This window comes from Streptomyces sp. NPDC127038 (genome assembly GCF_042725875.1).
Lineage (GTDB): Bacteria > Actinomycetota > Actinomycetes > Streptomycetales > Streptomycetaceae > Streptomyces.
Genome location: NZ_JBHXDQ010000048.1, coordinates 58,981 through 75,720, shown reverse-complemented (window position 1 = coordinate 75,720; position 16,740 = coordinate 58,981). Strand labels below are relative to the sequence as shown.

Below are 16,740 nucleotides of genomic sequence, written 5' to 3'. Positions count from 1 at the left end.
CCCGTCACCTGGGTGACGGGGGCGGCCCTTTGCGGTTCTGCCCTGCGAACTCCGGTCCGCGAGGACCTCGGTCGCGAGGAGATCAGTCGTTGCCGTTGCCCGGCGACGGCGTGGTCTTCTGGATCTGGAGCAGGAACTCGGCGTTCGACTTCGTCTGCTTCATCTTGTCGAGCAGCAGCTCGATCGCCTGCTGCTGGTCGAGCGCGTGGAGCACGCGACGCAGCTTCCAGGTGATGGCGAGCTCGTCGCTGCCGAGCAGGAGCTCTTCCTTGCGGGTACCGGACGCGTCGACGTCCACCGCCGGGAAGACGCGCTTGTCGGCGAGCTTCCGGTCGAGCTTGAGCTCGGCGTTGCCGGTGCCCTTGAACTCCTCGAAGATGACCTCGTCCATGCGCGAGCCGGTGTCGACGAGCGCGGTGGCCAGGATCGTCAGCGAGCCGCCGTCCTCGATGTTGCGCGCGGCACCGAAGAAGCGCTTCGGCGGGTACAGCGCGGTCGAGTCGACACCACCGGACAGGATGCGGCCGGAGGCCGGGGCGGCGAGGTTGTACGCACGGCCCAGACGCGTGATCGAGTCGAGCAGCACGACGACGTCGTGGCCCAGCTCCACCAGACGCTTGGCACGCTCGATGGCGAGCTCGGCGACCGTGGTGTGGTCCTCGGCCGGACGGTCGAAGGTCGAGGAGATGACCTCGCCCTTGACCGACCGCTGCATGTCGGTGACCTCTTCCGGACGCTCGTCGACCAGGACGACCATCAGGTGGCACTCGGGGTTGTTGTGCGTGATCGCGTTGGCGATCGCCTGCATGATCATGGTCTTGCCGGTCTTCGGCGGGGCCACGATCAGACCGCGCTGGCCCTTGCCGATCGGCGCGACGAGGTCGATGATGCGGGTCGTCAGCACACCCGGGTCGGTCTCCAGGCGGAGCCGGTCCTGCGGGTACAGCGGCGTGAGCTTGTTGAACTCCGGCCGGCCGCGGCCCGAGTCGGGCGCCATGCCGTTGGTGGAGTCCAGGCGCACGAGCGCGTTGAACTTCTCGCGGCGCTCGCCGTCCTTGGGCTGGCGGACCGCACCGGTGACGTGGTCACCCTTGCGCAGACCGTTCTTGCGGACCTGGGCGAGGGAGACGTACACGTCGTTGGGACCCGGCAGGTAGCCCGACGTACGGATGAACGCGTAGTTGTCGAGGATGTCGAGGATGCCCGCGACGGGGATCAGCACGTCGTCGTCGGCGACCTGCGGCTCGGCGATCTCGTCGCGGCCACGACGGCCACGGCGGTCACGGTAACGGCCGCGACGGCCGCGACGGCCGCCCTCGAAGTCGTCGTCGTCCTGCGGTCCGTTGTCACGGGGACCGTTGTCACGCGGGCCGTTGTCGCGCGGCTGCTGGCGGTCCTGACGGCCGCCGCCCTGCTGCTGACGGTCCGGACGCTCCTGGCGCTCCTGGCGCTCGGGTCGCTGCTGGCCGGCACCCTGGCCGCCCTGCTGCTCGTCGCCCTTGTTCGGGCGGCGGTCACGGCCGCCCCGGTCGCGGTCGCGGCGGTCGCGGCGCTCACGGCGGCCGTCGGCGCCCTCGGCGTCGCCCTGCGTCTCGTTCTTCGCCTCGGCGGTGACCGTCTCGGGGCTGCCCGCCTCGGCGGTGGCACGGCGACGGCGGCGCTCGGCGGGGGCGTCGTCTCCACCGCGGTCGGCCTCACGCTCGGCCTCGCTCGCGCGGGAGGGGCCGCCGGCGGGCTGGCCGGGGATCTCGATCTGCTGCTGGGAGACAGCCTTCTCGGCGGCCTTCTCGGCCTTGTCGACGGCCGGCGCCGCGGCCTCGTCACCCGTACGGGCCTTCGAGGTGGTCCGGCGCTTCGGCTTGCTCTCGGCGGCGTCGGGCGCCGTCTTGGCGGGAGCGCCGCCGCCGGCCTGGGCCTCCTTGATGACCTCGATCAGCTGGCTCTTGCGCATCCGCGCGGTGCCCCTGATGCCGAGGCCGGATGCGACCTGCTGGAGCTCGGCCAGCACCATGCCCTCGAGGCCGGTACCGCGGCGTCGCCTGGAGCCGGCACCGGTGGCAGGCGCGGAGGCGTCCGTGGCGGGCGCGGCAGCGGTCTCCTCGACACGTGCGCCCATCAGATCGGTGGTGTCGCTCACGAAGGGTCCTTCCCTGGAGCGGACGTCGGCCTGTCTGGCTCGGCGACCGGTTGTGCTGTCCGGCATTGGCCCTTGCTGTGTGGACCGTGCCGGGGCGGTGGTCCGCCAAAGCGGCGGAAGACATTGCTGGTGATGACGATTCCCGGAGCCGTGGCACTGAGGTTCGGTGTCATCGGCTCGGTCACGCCGGTTCCGGAGCGTGCTCAGCACTGCTCAGCGCATAGCACCCAATGCAAGGCACGAAGCAGTTTGGGAGGCTCCCGGAAGAATGGGTGTCCCGGACAGGGACGCGAAGCACCTCGCCATGGTGGGGTCGGGTGCAGACTTGAGGTTAACACTACCGGATCCAACAAACATTCCCCCTCTCGAAATCCGGCAACCGTGCGTCGTCAATCGACCTCGACGGGTGCGAGGGGCAGCACGCACGCCCCCTGCGCGTCGAGGTCCAGACGGTTGGCCGCCCAGCCCTGACCTGCGAGATCTGCCACCTTGTCGGCCGAGGCGCGGTCCGCGAGCGCGAGGACCGTGGGGCCCGCGCCGGAGATCACGGCCGGGATGCCGTCGGCGCGCAGGCGCTCCACGAGCGCCGCGCTCTCGGGCATCGCCGGCGCGCGGTACTCCTGGTGCAGCCGGTCCTCGGTGGCGGGCAGCAGCAGCTCGGGGCGACGGGTCAGCGCCTCGACGAGCAGTGCGGCGCGGCCCGCGTTGGCGGCGGCGTCGACGTGCGGGACGGTGCGCGGCAGCAGGCCGCGCGCGGTCTCGGTGAGCACGGGCTTCCCGGGGACGAAGACCACCGGAACGATGGAGTCCGCGGGGTCCATCCTGATGGCGCGCGCGGCGCCCGACTCCATCCAGGAGAGCGTGAATCCGCCGAGCAGACAGGCCGCGACGTTGTCGGGGTGTCCCTCGATCTCGGTCGCGAGCTCCAGCAGCGCGGTGTCGTCGAGCCTGCTGTCCCCGCCTATGGTCACCGCGCGGGCGGCGACGATGCCGGCGCAGATGGCGGCCGACGAGGAGCCGAGGCCACGGCCGTGCGGGATGCGGTTGGCGCAGACGATCTCCAGGCCGCGCGGCTGTCCGCCGAGCAGGTCGAAGGCGGTGCGCAGGGAACGTACGAGGAGATGCTTCTCGTCGCGCGGCAGCGTCTCGCTGCCCTCACCCGCGATGTCGATGTGCAGTCCTGAGTCGGCCACCCGGACGACCACGTCGTCGTAGAGCCCCAGTGACAGGCCGAAGGCGTCGAAACCCGGGCCGAGGTTGGCACTGGTGGCGGGGACGCGCACCCGGACGGCGGCGGCGCGGAACGCTGGACCGGCCATCGCTCGATGACTCTCCTTGAGCTGCGTGATGTACGAGATTTCCGAGGAACTGCGAGGTGGACTGCGGCGGACGGGCACGAGGACCCGGAGTCCGCAGAGACCGCGCGACACCGCGGCATATGCGGCGGGCGGGTTCGGTACAGCCTATCGAAGGAAGGTTCTGTGGCGACATAGGGCGCACAGGAGGCGCACGATGCGTGTCGTAAGCCCCTCGTGCACCCCCTGTCGGGCCGGCATGGGGATGCCCCCACGAGCGGACGGATCCCGTCGGTGTTCCCGCGGTTCCCCGCCCGCCCACGGCGAGTTCTCCCCCGGCCGGACGACTCCCGCCGTATCCGTACGGGACCGGCCGGCCCCGTACGGCGGGTGCGCGGCGCGGAGGTCCTCGCCCGGCGGAATCACGCCATTTTTGGCCTGTCTTCGCACCGGACCGGGCTCCGGGACCATGTCCCGGGCGCCCGGACGGCGTCCCTGACGTCTAGACGAGACCGAGCCGTTCCGCGGCCGTCGCCGCGTCGACCGGGACCGTGACCGGCTGCGGAGCTCCCGCGACGGCCCAGTCGGGGTCCTTGAGGCCGTTTCCGGTGACGGTGCAGACGATGCGCTGGCCCGGGTCGACCTTGCCCTGCTCGGCGGCCTTCAGCAGACCGGCGACGGACGCGGCGGACGCGGGCTCGACGAAGACGCCCTCCTGCGCGGCCAACAGCCGGTAGGCGCGCAGGATCTCACGGTCCGTCACCTCGTCGATGAGACCGCCGGACTCGTCCCGCGCGGCCAGCGCGAACTGCCACGAGGCCGGGTTGCCGATCCGGATCGCGGTGGCGATGGTCGACGGGTCCTTGACGACCTCGCCGCGCACGATGGGCGCGGAGCCGGACGCCTGGAACCCCCACATGCGCGGGGTCTTCGCGGCCACGCCGTCGCCGGCGTACTCCTTGTACCCCTTCCAGTACGCGGTGATGTTGCCCGCGTTGCCCACCGGAAGGACATGGATGTCGGGCGCGTCGCCGAGCATGTCCACGATCTCGAAGGCGGCGGTCTTCTGGCCCTCGATACGCACCGGGTTCACCGAATTGACCAGCGCCACCGGGTAGTTGTCGGACAGCGAGCGCGCCAGCGTCAGACAGTCGTCGAAGTTGCCGTCGACCTGGAGGATCTTGGCGCCGTGCACGAGAGCCTGGCCCATCTTGCCGAGCGCGATCTTGCCCTGCGGCACCAGGACCGCGCAGACCATCCCGGCCCGTACGGCGTAGGCGGCGGCGCTCGCCGACGTGTTGCCGGTGGAGGCGCAGATGACGGCCTTCGCGCCCTCCTCCTTCGCCCGCGTGATGGCCATCGTCATCCCGCGGTCCTTGAAGGAGCCGGTCGGGTTGGCGCCCTCCACCTTGAGGTGGACCTCGCAGCCCGTGCGCTCGGAGAGCACCTGCGCGGGCACGAGCGGCGTACCGCCCTCGCGGAGCGACACGACCGGCGTGCTGTCGGACACCGGAAGCCGGTCCCGGTACTCCTCGATGATTCCGCGCCACTGGTGGGTCATTGCTCGTTACTCCCCTTCAACCCGCATGATGCTGGAGACGCCCCGCACGGTGTCGAGGCCGCGCAGCGCCTCGACCGTCCCGGCGAGGGACGCGTCGGACGCGCGATGGGTGACGACGACGAGGGAGGCCTCGCCGTCCTTGCCCGACTGGCGCACGGTGTCGATGGACACCCCGTGCTCGGCGAAGACGGTCGCGACCTGGGCGAGGACACCCGGCTTGTCGGCCACGTCGAGGCTGATGTGGTACCGCGTGACGACCTCGCCCATGGGCGAGACGGGCAGCTGGGTGTACGCCGAGTCGCCGGGGCCCGTGGCACCGCCGAGCTTGTTGCGGCAGACGGCCACCAGGTCGCCGAGGACGGCGGACGCGGTGGGGGCGCCGCCGGCGCCCGGCCCGTAGAACATGAGCTGCCCGGCGGCCTCCGACTCGACGAACACGGCGTTGTACGCGCCGCGCACGGAGGCGAGCGGGTGGGTCAGCGGAATCATCGCCGGGTGGACGCGCGCCGTCACCGAGCCCCCGTCGGCGGCCCGCTCGCACAGGGCGAGCAGTTTGATGGTGCAGCCCATGCCCTTGGCCGAGGCGAAGTCGGCGGCGGTGACCTCGGTCATGCCCTCGCGGTAGACGTCGTCCAGCCGCACCCGCGTGTGGAAGGCGATCCCGGCGAGGATGGCGGCCTTGGCGGCGGCGTCGAACGCCTCGACGTCGGCGGTGGGGTCGGCCTCGGCGTACCCGAGCGCGGTGGCCTCGTCGAGGGCCTCCTGGTAGCCCGCCCCCGTGGAGTCCATCTTGTCGAGGATGAAGTTGGTGGTGCCGTTGACGATGCCCATCACCCGGTTGATCTTGTCGCCGGCGAGGGACTCGCGCAGCGGCCGGATCAGCGGGATGGCGCCGGCGACGGCGGCCTCGTAGTAGAGGTCCCGGCCGTGCTCCTCGGCCGCCGCGTGCAGGGCGGCACCGTCCTGGGCGAGCAGCGCCTTGTTCGCGGAGACGACGGAGGCGCCGTGCTCGAACGCGGTGGTGATCAGCGAACGGGCGGGCTCGATGCCGCCGATGACCTCGACGACCACGTCGATGTCCCCGCGTTTGACGAGGGCGGTGGCGTCGGTGGTGACCAGGGCGGGGTCGATGCCCTCGCGGACCTTGGAGGGCCGGCGGACGGCGACGCCCGCGAGCTCGACGGGGGCGCCGATCCTGGCCGTGAGGTCGTCGGCGTGCGTCGTCATGATGCGCGCCACCTCTGAGCCGACAACCCCGCAGCCCAGCAGCGCCACCTTCAGCGGACGCGTACGCATCATCCGACCTCGTTTCCTCATACCGTGTTCGGTTGGACCAGTCTCACTCACCGGACGGGAGTTTCTACCCTTCGTCCGGATCGTGAGACGTCCATTTCATTTTTCTGGCAGGTGCCGACAGGAGATCTTTCACCGCGGGTCCGCGGCCCCTCGGACGGTCCTCCGCCCGGACACACCGGTACATCCGACCATCCGACGTCACCCCCTGTCACGTGATGTCACTCACCCGACGTCGAGACGCAGCAGGTCCTCCTCCGTCTCGCGACGGACGATCACCCGCGCCGCGCCGTCCTTCACGGCGACGACCGGCGGGCGGAGCGCGTGGTTGTAGTTGCTGGCCATGGACCGGCAGTACGCGCCGGTGGCCGGCACCGCGATCAGGTCGCCCGGCGCCAGGTCGGCCGGCAGGAACGCGTCCTTGACCACGATGTCCCCGCTCTCGCAGTGCTTGCCGACGACCCGCACGAGCATCGGCTCGGCGTCGGACGTGCGCGAGACGAGGGCCACGCTGTACTCGGCGTCGTACAGCGCGGTCCGGATGTTGTCGGACATGCCGCCGTCCACCGAGACGTAGGTCCGCAGGCCGTCGAGCGGCTTGACGGTGCCCACCTCGTACAGCGTGAACGCGGTCGGTCCGACGATGGCGCGCCCCGGCTCCACGGAGATCCGCGGCGTACGAAGCTTCGCCGCCTCGCACTCGCGCGTCACGATCTCGCCCAGCGCCTTGGCGATCTCGTGCGGCTCACGGGGGTCGTCGTCGCTGGTGTACGCGATGCCGAGACCGCCGCCGAGGTCGATCTCGGGCAGCTCGACGCCGTGCTCGTCGCGCACGGCGGCCAGCAGCGCGACGACACGCCGGGCCGCGACCTCGAACCCGGCCATGTCGAAGATCTGCGAGCCGATGTGCGAGTGGATCCCGACGACCTCCAGCGCGTCGAGCGCGAGGGCCCGCCGCACGGCCTCGGCGGCCTGCCCGTCCGCGAGCGCGATCCCGAACTTCTGGTCCTCGTGCGCGGTGGCGATGAACTCGTGCGTGTGCGCCTCGACGCCCACCGTCACCCGGATCTGCACCCGCTGCCGCCTGCCCAGGGACTGCGCGATGTGGGCGACCCGCACGATCTCCTGGAACGAGTCGAGCACGATCCGCCCGACCCCGGCCTCCACGGCCGTACGGATCTCCTCGGTGGACTTGTTGTTGCCGTGGAAGGCGATGCGCTCGGCGGGCATCCCGGCCGACAGGGCCGTCGCCAGCTCACCCCCGGAACACACGTCCAGGTTGAGCCCCTCCTCGTGCAGCCACCGGACGACGGCGCGCGAGAGGAACGCCTTGCCGGCGTAGAAGACGTCGGCGTCGTGCCCGAACGCGGTGCGCCAGGCGCGCGCCCGCTCCCGGAAGTCGCTCTCGTCGAGGAAGTACGCGGGAGTGCCGAACTCCTCGGCCAGCGCGGTGACTTCGAGCCCGCCGACGCGTACGACACCGTCCTCCCCACGGCTCACGGTGTGCGACCACACCTTCGGGTCGAGGGCGTTGAGGTCGGCGGGCGGGGCGCTGTAGTGGCCCTCGGTGAGGACGTCGGCGTGACGGGGCCCGGCGGGGTGCGCGGAACGGCTCATGTCTGGAGTGCTTTCTGCTTCGTCAAAGATGTTCGGGTGCGCTGATGCCGAGCAGGGACAGGCCACCGGCCAGCACCGCCCCGGCGGCTTCGGCGAGCGCGAGCCGGGCACGGTGGGCGGCCGAGGGTTTCTCGTCGCCGAGCGGCAGCACGGTGTGCTGGAAACCGAGAACGGCGTCGGCGGTCACGACGAGCTGCCGCGCCACCCGATCGGGCGCCCGGTCCCGCGCGGCGAGACGCAGGGCGTGCGGATACTCGGCAAGAGCGACGAGCACGTCACTCGTACCGGTGCTGCCCATGTCCATCTCCATGTGACTGTCGCGGCTGTAGCCGAGGGCGGCGGCGTTGCGGCTCAGGGCCCGGGTGCGGGCGTGGGCGTACCGGACGCGGAAGAGAGGGTTGCTCTCGCGCTGGAGGAGATGGTCGGCGCTGATCCGGGGCCGGTCGTGCGGCGCGGGACGGAGCAGCGCCCAGCGGCCGGCGTCGTGTCCGAGGGGGGTGGGGTCCTCGGGCGCGGGCACGGGCCGCAGGTTGACGGGTTCGGCGTGACGGACCTCGGCACGTCCGCCCTGGGTGGCGACGATCCGTACGAGGGCGTCGGCGACGGTCTCGGCCCGGGCGTCCCGGGGCACGCGCAGCTCGACGAGCTGTCCGGCGAGGGTGTCGCCGTGCCCGTAGCGCGTCCCCTGCTCCAGGACCTGCTCGACCAGGCCGGCGGAGGCACCGGCGGCGAGGGTGATGTTGAGGAATCCGGGTCCGGTGACGGTCACCTCGGCGACACCGGGGTCACGCTCGATGTGGGACCGCAGGATCTCGGCGACTTCCGTCGCCGGCCGCCTGGCCTGCCCGGCGAGCCGCAACGCGATGTTCGACGCGTAGTCCCCGCACCCCCCGGGCCCCGGCGGCCCGACGGCCACACTCGCGGGCACGGACACCCCGAGTTCCCCCCGGTCGACAGCACGACGCACCGCGCACAGCACGGTACGGGAGAGCTCGACGGGAGTCACGGGACAAGCCTAGGGGAGGAGGGGGGTGGGAAGGCGAGCCGGTTTGGGGATGGTCCGGGATGTGGACGGGGGGGTTGGGGGGGTGGGGCTGCGGTGGGGGCGGTGGGCTGGCGGCGGGGCGGTGGGTCGGCGGGGGCGGTGCGCCGTCGCCGGGGGGACGGTGGGTCGGCGGGGGCCGGCCCGGCGGGAGCTGGGCGGGGGCGGTTCGGCGGGGCGGGGGCCGGGCGGGGGCTCGGCCTCGGCGTGGCTGGGCGGCTGCTGCTGCCGCCACCGCCGAACGGGACTCGATCCGACCGGGACGAGAGGACGACGGGCGGGGCCCCCGCACGACGATCAACCGGATGGACGATGACTCACCGACGGTCACTGGCCTGACGGCGGAACCGGGAACTCAGTGATGGCGCGAGCAGAAACGCACTCACGATCGCAGCCGGAACCCAATGACAACCGGTGCGGAAACTGACCGACGACGGGAGCCGGAGCTCAATGACCACCCAACTGAACTCAACTCAACTCAATGACCAGTGCGCGCGGCGCGTTCGTCAATGACCGGTGCGCCCGGCGCGTTCGGCACGCTCGGCCTCGTCGACGGCACCACCCGCCCCACCAATCACCCCGCCGGCCGCCCCACGCTCCCGCCCCTCAATCAACTGCCTTACGAGGCGGACGAGTTCGGTGGGTTCGAAGGGCTTGGCGAGAAAGGCGTCGACACCGACGTCGAGCCCGCTCTCGACCTCGTACTGTGTACAGGCGCTGACGATGGCGAGGGGCAGATCCCGGGTACGGGGATCGGCGCGCAGCCGAGCGGCGGTACGCAGGCCGTCCAGCCGGGGCATCACGACGTCGAGGGTGACGACATCGGGCCGAACCTGATGGACGACGTCCAGACACTCGGCACCGTCAGCCGCGGTCACGACCTCGAGACCCTCCAGCTCGAGATTGACCCTGATCAGCTGCCGGATGACCTTGTTGTCGTCCACAACAAGCACCCGACCGGACACGCCTGGCACAACTCGAGAGTAGGTCCGCGCCCACCGCCGCGTCCGGCTTTTCCCCACTTCCACCCGCACGGCCCCACCCCCAGACGAGACCGCTCACCCCACTCCGCCGGGCCCGGTCCCCCACTCGCCTCTCACTCCGACTCTCGCGTCCCCGCAACACCACCCACCCCGACGAAAACACGTGGCGATCACCCCCGAAAGACCTGGTAGGGTTCTACCCGTCGCCGCACAAAGCGCCCGACACGCCCCCGTAGCTCAGGGGATAGAGCAACGGCCTCCGGAGCCGTGTGCGCAGGTTCGAATCCTGCCGGGGGCACCCCTTATGAGGTGCCCAAAGACCCCGTCACCAGCGGAAACGCTGAGGCCGGGGTCTTCGCGTATGTGCAGACGGATGCAGCCCGAAGCGGCTCCATGTCGAGGTCTGTGGACGAGGCGTGGACGGGATCTTGAGGCATTGCCGCAGGTGAGCCCCGCCAAAGCAACACGACCCCGGACGAGCGCGGGGCCGCATCGCAAAGCGGTATCGGCCCCGCTGGGGTCTGTCCCGTCAATAATCTCGCGGCTGACCCTAGGCCCGGCCTTGCCCCACCGCGTCGCCACCCTCGCACCGCAGTGCGGCAACCAGCCTGGTGGACTGCCGCGGGCCGAGCCCGGTGAACGGGGTTGTCCAGGACGACTCCGGCACCGTGATCACGCCAGCCATCCCAAGATCGTGGCATCAATCTTCACTTCGAGGCGCAGGCGGGAAAACTGGTGCGCCGAACTGTCGTTTCCCGTGTCAGCATGCGGTACCCACAAGCGGAAGAGGCTGACGACATGGCGAACGAGCTGCTCACGGTCTGCCTGCCGCCGGACGCCCACCAGGATCTGCATGCCGCGATCGAGGCGACCCTGGCCCCCTTCGACATGAACGGTGACCACAAGCCCTACCAAGGCGAATGGGACCAGTGGTGGCTTGGCCGAGCGGGTGAGGAGTTCGATGTGCTTCCCGGCCACGAAGCCGATCCCCGGCTCGTCCGAGCGCCGCAGGACTCTCATGGGGAACCCCGGCAGTGGACACAGGGGCAGTGCGACGGAGGCCCGCGCGGTCTGCTCGACTTCCAGGGCATGCGCACCCGCGCGGCACAGTTGGCCGCACGTCTTAGCCCCTATCGCGCCGGCCAGACGCCGTACCGGCAATGGCGGGCCGAGTGGTCAGTTCCCACGGATCACCTGCTCACCCTGGAGGGAGAATGGATCTATGTCGAGGTCGCTCCCCAATCCGGGACGAGTTTTCCGGATTTCGCCAACACGTACCTGGACAACCTGGCGCCCGACATCATGATCGTCCGCCTCCGCATTCACTGTTGATGGTCAGTCATGGCAGGGATGCTCAACCAAGAACCGCTCTGCGGGATACGTCTTGGAACTCCTAACGAAATGATCTTCGAGGTGGTTGGATCAGTTCGGAACTGATGATCCAGGGGGTGTGGGGTGGCTCGGCCGAAGCCGTGGGAAGTCGACGACGAGTTTTGGGCGGTGGTCGAGCCGTTGCTGCCCAGGGCGAGCGTCGGGTCCGGCATCCGCGGCATCCGAACCGGCTGGTGTTCCAGGGCATCCTGTTCGTGCTGCACACCGGGATCGCCTGGGAACATCTGCCGCAGGAACTGGGCTTCGGCTCGGGCATGACCTGCTGGCGACGCCTGGCCGAGTGGACCGAGGCCGGCGTGTGGCCCCGGCTGCATGAAGTCCTCCTGGCCAGGCTGCGCGGCGCGAACGCCCTGGACTTCTCCCAGGCGGCCGTCGACGGCTCTCACATCCGGGCGCTAAAGGGGGGCCCAAGACGGGATGAAGCCCTGTTGACCGGGGCAGGACGGGCAGCAAACACCACCTGATCACCGACGCCACCGGCATCCCGCTGACCGCCACGCTGACCGGCGGCAACCGCAATGACGTCACCCAGCTGATCCCGCCCCTCCAGGCCGTGCCGCCCGTGCGCGGCAAGCGCGGCCAGCCCCGACACCGCCCCGACCTCGTACTCGGTGACCGCGGCTACGACCACGACAAGTACCGCCGCCCGGTCCGGGACCTCGGCGTGAAGCCACTGATCGCGCGCCGCGGCACCGAACACGGCTCCGGCCTGGGCGCTCAACGCTGGGTCGTGGAGCGCACCTTCGCCTACCTGCACTGGTTCCGCCGCCTGCGGATCCGCTGGGAGATCCGCGACGACATCCACGAAGGCTTCCTCACCCTGGCATGCGCACTCATCTGCTGGAGACGCCTGAAGTCATTGCGATAGGAGTTCTTAGTCGGCGCCCCCCAGAACGTGTGGGGGGCACGCCCAGACGCGGCCCGCGTTTGGAAGTCCTCTCACATTCCGGGAAATCTGACTCAATGGGGCATCGATTTGCAGACGAAGAACCAGGCCTTGGAGAAAAGGATCGAGAGAGCCGGAGCCCACTTCGACGACAATCGTTTCGCTTGCGTCTAGCGCATTAGGATCTGCAACGCGTTGCCCTTCTTCCTCTTGGAGCGGAAGCCCGTAGATGCCATCCCCGAAGGGGCCGAACCTTTTTTGCCCCACGAGAATTACGGCCTTTTTGTACTTTGGCAGGACAGCCCTCAGGTTCACTGTTTCCAACCTTGACTGCTCGCCATAACGAGTAGACCTCACCAATTCAATGCCACGACTACTAATCATCGCGCGCTCGAAACCGCTAAAAGTCACTAGCAGAAAATCAAACAACGGGGACCCCTCAAGCCCACGCTTGAGGAATTCTTCGATATTGTCCTCAACCCCAGGGGAGAACACCCCCTCCCACACGTCCAAGGGGCCCCACTCCCCGGACAATGCAGAAAACATTTTTCGTCCCAGGGTTACCACCAGTTGCCGCTCGACCCCAGAGAGGGTCCAATCAGCATCAGGTTTCTCGTAGGAATACTTCGGGACAACCACCACCATGCCCCGCGGCACGGCCCTTCCTGTTCCGCTCTGAGACGTGGCCGCGTCATCACCCCGGCGTGACGAAGAGGCCAAATCCGCCACATTTCCTGCCCTCACGTCGGACCCTGCACTGCTTGCAGCATTGAACAAAAGTGCTAATTGCTCATCGAACGCATCCCAGTCCCTGCCCGACGCGACGGCCGCCGGACGGCGGTCCATCTCAGCCAGCGCATACGCCACGGCCCAGGCCACCCCCTCGCTCAGGGTGGCGCCGGAGAGCAGTCGCCGAATGGTCGCGACACTGACGGGCTGGCCCCGTTCTTCGGCCGCACGGGCAATGGCCGTGAGCGTAGGGGTTCCGGCGCATCTACGCAGCTCGCGCAGCCACTCCAACCATGTACGTAGCGCTCCGGCCGGAATGGTGTCCGGAATCTGCACCGCCCGGCTTGCCGATCCCGCCACCGCGCCCCCTCGCCGATGCGGTCGTGCTCCTCATGGTTCACCACGGTTCACCACGAGTCTTTGTGCGCCATAGCGTACGCCAGGCGCCATGCACCTCCTCGCTGCGGTTGACTCAACTCACCTGCAAAACGGGGGAGGTGAGTACACGTGAAGGTGGTGCTGGGCAAGGAGTGGTGGCAGACCGTCCGGTACGCCATCAAGGAGGAGCGCCGGACGGTCCGCCTGATCAGCATCCTGGTGACGGTGGGCGTCATTGCAGGGCTGCTGATTGTGATCGCCAACGGCGTGACGCTGACGATCGGGTGAGGCTCCCGCCCGGTGGGCGGGCGGACCTCGGACTACGGCAACAGGACACCACACAGCAAGGCCCCGGTCGATGCGGCCGGGGCCTTCGCCGTGCTATCGCTACCGCCGCATTTTCCAGCAGGCCTAGGGTGGCCGCTGCCGGACCGCCCGAGGGATCGCCGGAGTCCTGTCCCCCCATGAAAGGCCTCCCATGTCCCGCCCCCAGCTCCCCGCCCTCCCCTGGCGCGCCTTCCGCGCCGCCTCCGCTCTGGCGCTCGCCATCCTCTTGCCCGCCGTCTACCTGAGTGATCCGGTCGGCGCCGCCCCCACCGCCCCGCCCCGCCCCGCGGTCATCTCCCCCGCGGTCACCCTGGCCGGCATCCCCACGCCGCCACCGTCCTCAAGGCCCAGACCGCCGCCGCCCAAGCCCAGGCCCGCCGCCAGGCCCTCGCCAAGGCCCGCGCAGCCCAGCATGAACGCCTCAAGGCCCGCAAGCGCGTTGCTGTGGCATCCGCGAAAGCCGCCCCCGCCGCCTGGTCCGGGACCTCGGCGTGAAGCCACTGATCGCGCGCCGCGGCACCGAACACGGCTCCGGCCTGGGCGCTCAACGCTGGGTCGTGGAGCGCACCTTCGCCTACCTGCACTGGTTCCGCCGCCTGCGGATCCGCTGGGAGATCCGCGACGACATCCACGAAGGCTTCCTCACCCTGGCATGCGCACTCATCTGCTGGAGACGCCTGAAGTCATTGCGATAGGAGTTCTTAGAGAGCATCTGATCAGCTTTCAGATTGCTATGGCAGTGTTGTCCGTTTCGATTCGCCAGGTTGGGGTGGATTCTCCGGTCAGCTCGCGGGACATTTTGTTAGCCATCGCCCAGTGGATCATTGCTCGGGATCTCTGGGGCAGTGCTTCGTAGTCCCGTGCCAGGCGTCGGTGCTGCATGAGCCAGCCGAAGGTCCGCTCGATCACCCATCGCTTCGGCAAGGGCTCGAACCCCTTCGCCCGAGGTCGCTGCACCACCTCGACGTCGATACCGAGTGAGGCGCCGTGGTTGAGGATGCTGCTCTGGTATCCGCCGTCCGCCCAGACCTTGGACACGGCGGGGTGGGCTGCGGCCAGGTCGTCGAGGAGGTGCTTGCCGCCAGCGGTGTCGTGCACGTTCGCGGCGGTGATGAGGACGGCCAGGACCAGGCCGAGCGTGTCGGTGATCAGGTGCCTCTTGCGTCCTTTGATCTTCTTGCCGGCGTCGATGCCCTGGCTGGTCTCGGCGACGTTTGCCGAGGTCTTCACGCTCTGAGCGTCGATCACGGCTGCGGTCGGCTCCGCCCGGCGGCCGTGGAAGTGGCGGGTCTTGTCGCGTAACAGGTCGTGGACCCGCTGGGTCGTGCCGTCCGCTTCCCACTTCGCGTAGTAGTCGTAGACGGTCTTGTACGGCGGGAAGTCGTGCGGCAGGTACTCCCAGGGAATGCCGGTTCGGTTCACGTAGAGGATCGCGTTGACGATCTCCCGTAGGTCGTGGACCCGGGCCGCCGTGCCGGGGCCGGTCCGGCCGGCTCGCCAGGCCGTGAAGACCGGTTCGATCAAGGCCCAGCGGGCGTCGGAGACGTCACTGCGGTACGGGCGACGAGCGTTCACGCCTCGCTCAACGACAGCCATCCCCGACAGTCACAAAATCACCCCTAACTACCAACTACCTAGATCAGATGCCCTCTTAGTCGGCGGTGGTCCCCCAATAGCCGACCTCCGCGGGCCTGCCATCCCGGTAGAGCACTGTGCAGTTCCCCTGGGCGCGGCCCGGGAAGCCCAACCGCTCGGAATCCAGAGCGGCGTCCCACTCCTCGAAGGTGGGCCGGCCGTGGGGAGCCCACGCACGCACCTCTCCATCGGTCAGCGGCCGCATGTACGGACCGTCGTCGGTGTCCGCGGCTTCGATCATGAGCGGGAAGTCGAGCACGGTGCACGTGCCACCGGTGAATATGTACTCCTGCCACTCCGGGTCTCGCCACATTTCCTCCGCGGACTGGCCCTCGAAACCGTGGTTGTCCCGCGCCAACTCGTCCTCCTGAGCCTGCCGGAACGCGGCCGCCAGATCACGCTGATACGGACCCGTGTGACTCCACTCGTTTCCGCCCATCCGCATCCCCTCCCCATCCGGACTGCTTGATCAGAAGCGGAGCGTAAAGGACGGCACTGACAGGGCACCTCGCCCGGCGCCGGCCACGCCACGGAGGCTGCCCACAGCTCTCGCGGAAAGGGCCGACACTTCACCGAGAGGAACTGGCTGGGGCCCCGATCCACGCTTGGCGATGGCGTGCGACGCCGTACACCTGCTCGACCTGCTCGGCCGTCAGCACCCCTGAGAGCGGCGCCAGTGCCGCCACCTCACGCTCCCGGTACACGCGCACGCTGAGCTGTGTAGCGACCACCTTCAAATCGGTCACGCCGACGAAGACGAGCACCGGCTCCACCGGTACGGGAAAGCCGCAATAGCGCTCAAGTATGCGGGCTACTCGCTTGGCCTCAGCCCGGCTTTTGCGCGCGTAGGGGGCCGGCTTTCCACGATCGACCTTCACGGAGTCGTCGCCGACCCATACGGCCCTTTTGTTGTGGTGCTTCGTATTGATGCTGAATACGCCGCCGGGCCCGATCAGCAAGTGGTCCACGTCCACCTTGTCGGCCAAGAGGATGGAATGCAGGACGCGCCAGCCGTGCCGCTCCAAGCGGTTCAGCTCGGCTCCTACCCTCTGCTCCCCCTCAAGGCCCTTCCGCCAGGAGTCCCACTCGGCGGGGCGCCGCAGGAGCTGCAAGACGACGCGCTTGATCAGGCTTGGCCCGGATTTGTCGAGCAGAGACTGGCCGGGACGGTTGGCGGACAGGTCATCGGCCGCCGTCAGGGTCGGCAGTAGCGGGGGCGCCTCAGCCTCGGGCGGCCTGGGCGTCTTCTGCGGCGGGAGCGGTTCGGGGTTGTTCCGTAAGTGATCCGTCAGCACGGTGATCACGTCGTCGCGATACTCGGTGACCAGAACCGTGATGTCCCCCGTCTTCACATCCGCCCAGCCGACCGCCGTGCCATCAGGCAAGTTCGCGTACAGGCGATCATGTCCGTACCGCTTCCAGTGCGTGACCTTCAGCTCCACGGGTTCCCCCTCGTCCGCTCTCG

At 69.3% G+C, this 16,740-nt stretch carries 13 protein-coding genes, 1 tRNA gene and 2 pseudogenes; 5 read left to right on the top strand and 11 right to left on the bottom strand.

All coding sequences use genetic code 11. The features are described from left to right. Positions 1-82: 82 nt before the first annotated feature. The 7 genes from rho to ACFWI4_RS28265 form a co-directional block, all read right to left on the bottom strand. Positions 83-2,137 carry a transcription termination factor Rho gene (rho, locus tag ACFWI4_RS28295; RefSeq protein WP_387201588.1) on the bottom strand — a complete coding sequence of 685 codons (2,055 nt, stop codon included), beginning with the start codon at positions 2,135-2,137 and terminating at the stop codon, positions 83-85. Positions 2,138-2,526: 389 nt separating this feature from the next. After that, positions 2,527-3,456, bottom strand: coding sequence for a homoserine kinase (thrB, locus tag ACFWI4_RS28290; RefSeq protein WP_339131544.1), 930 nt, complete (start codon positions 3,454-3,456; stop codon positions 2,527-2,529). A 478-nt stretch (positions 3,457-3,934) separates the two neighbouring features. Then, on the bottom strand, positions 3,935-4,993 hold the full coding sequence (gene thrC / locus ACFWI4_RS28285; protein WP_387201584.1) for a threonine synthase: 1,059 nt from the start codon (positions 4,991-4,993) through the stop codon (positions 3,935-3,937). Between the two features lie 6 nt (positions 4,994-4,999). Continuing rightward, a complete protein-coding gene (locus tag ACFWI4_RS28280; RefSeq protein WP_385400130.1) occupies positions 5,000-6,292 on the bottom strand; it encodes a homoserine dehydrogenase in 1,293 nt (430 codons plus the stop codon). Positions 6,293-6,511: 219 nt separating this feature from the next. After that, entirely contained in the window at positions 6,512-7,903 is a 1,392-nt protein-coding gene (lysA, locus tag ACFWI4_RS28275) for a diaminopimelate decarboxylase (protein WP_385400133.1), read from the bottom strand. 22 nt (positions 7,904-7,925) lie between these two features. Further along, entirely contained in the window at positions 7,926-8,909 is a 984-nt protein-coding gene (gene nrtL / locus ACFWI4_RS28270; RefSeq protein WP_387201580.1) for an ArgS-related anticodon-binding protein NrtL, read from the bottom strand. Positions 8,910-9,451: 542 nt separating this feature from the next. After that, positions 9,452-9,967: a response regulator gene (locus ACFWI4_RS28265; RefSeq protein WP_387201601.1), complete on the bottom strand. Its 516-nt coding sequence runs from the start codon at positions 9,965-9,967 to the stop codon at positions 9,452-9,454. A gap of 187 nt (positions 9,968-10,154) precedes the next feature. Between ACFWI4_RS28265 and ACFWI4_RS28260 the strand changes: the two genes are divergently transcribed. The 3 genes and pseudogenes from ACFWI4_RS28260 to ACFWI4_RS28250 all read left to right on the top strand — a co-directional run bounded on the left by ACFWI4_RS28260 (position 10,155) and on the right by ACFWI4_RS28250 (position 12,188). Then, positions 10,155-10,226: transfer RNA gene (locus ACFWI4_RS28260), tRNA-Arg, on the top strand. Between the two features lie 500 nt (positions 10,227-10,726). Then, positions 10,727-11,260 carry a hypothetical protein gene (locus ACFWI4_RS28255; RefSeq protein WP_387201577.1) on the top strand — a complete coding sequence of 178 codons (534 nt, stop codon included), beginning with the start codon at positions 10,727-10,729 and terminating at the stop codon, positions 11,258-11,260. 168 nt (positions 11,261-11,428) lie between these two features. Further along, positions 11,429-12,188, top strand: a pseudogene (locus ACFWI4_RS28250) (IS5 family transposase). 6 nt (positions 12,189-12,194) lie between these two features. Here the strand turns inward: ACFWI4_RS28250 and ACFWI4_RS28245 are convergent. Continuing rightward, positions 12,195-13,295 carry a hypothetical protein gene (locus tag ACFWI4_RS28245; RefSeq protein ID WP_387201574.1) on the bottom strand — a complete coding sequence of 367 codons (1,101 nt, stop codon included), beginning with the start codon at positions 13,293-13,295 and terminating at the stop codon, positions 12,195-12,197. Between the two features lie 147 nt (positions 13,296-13,442). On the opposite strand from ACFWI4_RS28245, the gene ACFWI4_RS28240 reads away from it, so the two are divergent. Continuing rightward, complete coding sequence (locus ACFWI4_RS28240) at positions 13,443-13,601, top strand: hypothetical protein (protein ID WP_387201571.1); 159 nt, start codon at positions 13,443-13,445, stop codon at positions 13,599-13,601. 524 nt (positions 13,602-14,125) lie between these two features. Further along, positions 14,126-14,335 (top strand): annotated as a pseudogene (locus ACFWI4_RS28235) (transposase); the annotation flags it as partial. Between the two features lie 28 nt (positions 14,336-14,363). Here the strand turns inward: ACFWI4_RS28235 and ACFWI4_RS28230 are convergent. From ACFWI4_RS28230 to ACFWI4_RS28220, 3 genes are all read right to left on the bottom strand, one after another. Further along, complete coding sequence (locus tag ACFWI4_RS28230) at positions 14,364-15,215, bottom strand: IS5 family transposase (RefSeq protein WP_387201598.1); 852 nt, start codon at positions 15,213-15,215, stop codon at positions 14,364-14,366. 76 nt (positions 15,216-15,291) lie between these two features. Continuing rightward, complete coding sequence (locus ACFWI4_RS28225) at positions 15,292-15,714, bottom strand: hypothetical protein (RefSeq protein ID WP_387201568.1); 423 nt, start codon at positions 15,712-15,714, stop codon at positions 15,292-15,294. Positions 15,715-15,844: 130 nt separating this feature from the next. After that, on the bottom strand, positions 15,845-16,717 hold the full coding sequence (locus ACFWI4_RS28220) for a nuclease-related domain-containing protein (RefSeq protein WP_387201565.1): 873 nt from the start codon (positions 16,715-16,717) through the stop codon (positions 15,845-15,847). Between the last annotated feature and the right edge of the window lie 23 nt (positions 16,718-16,740).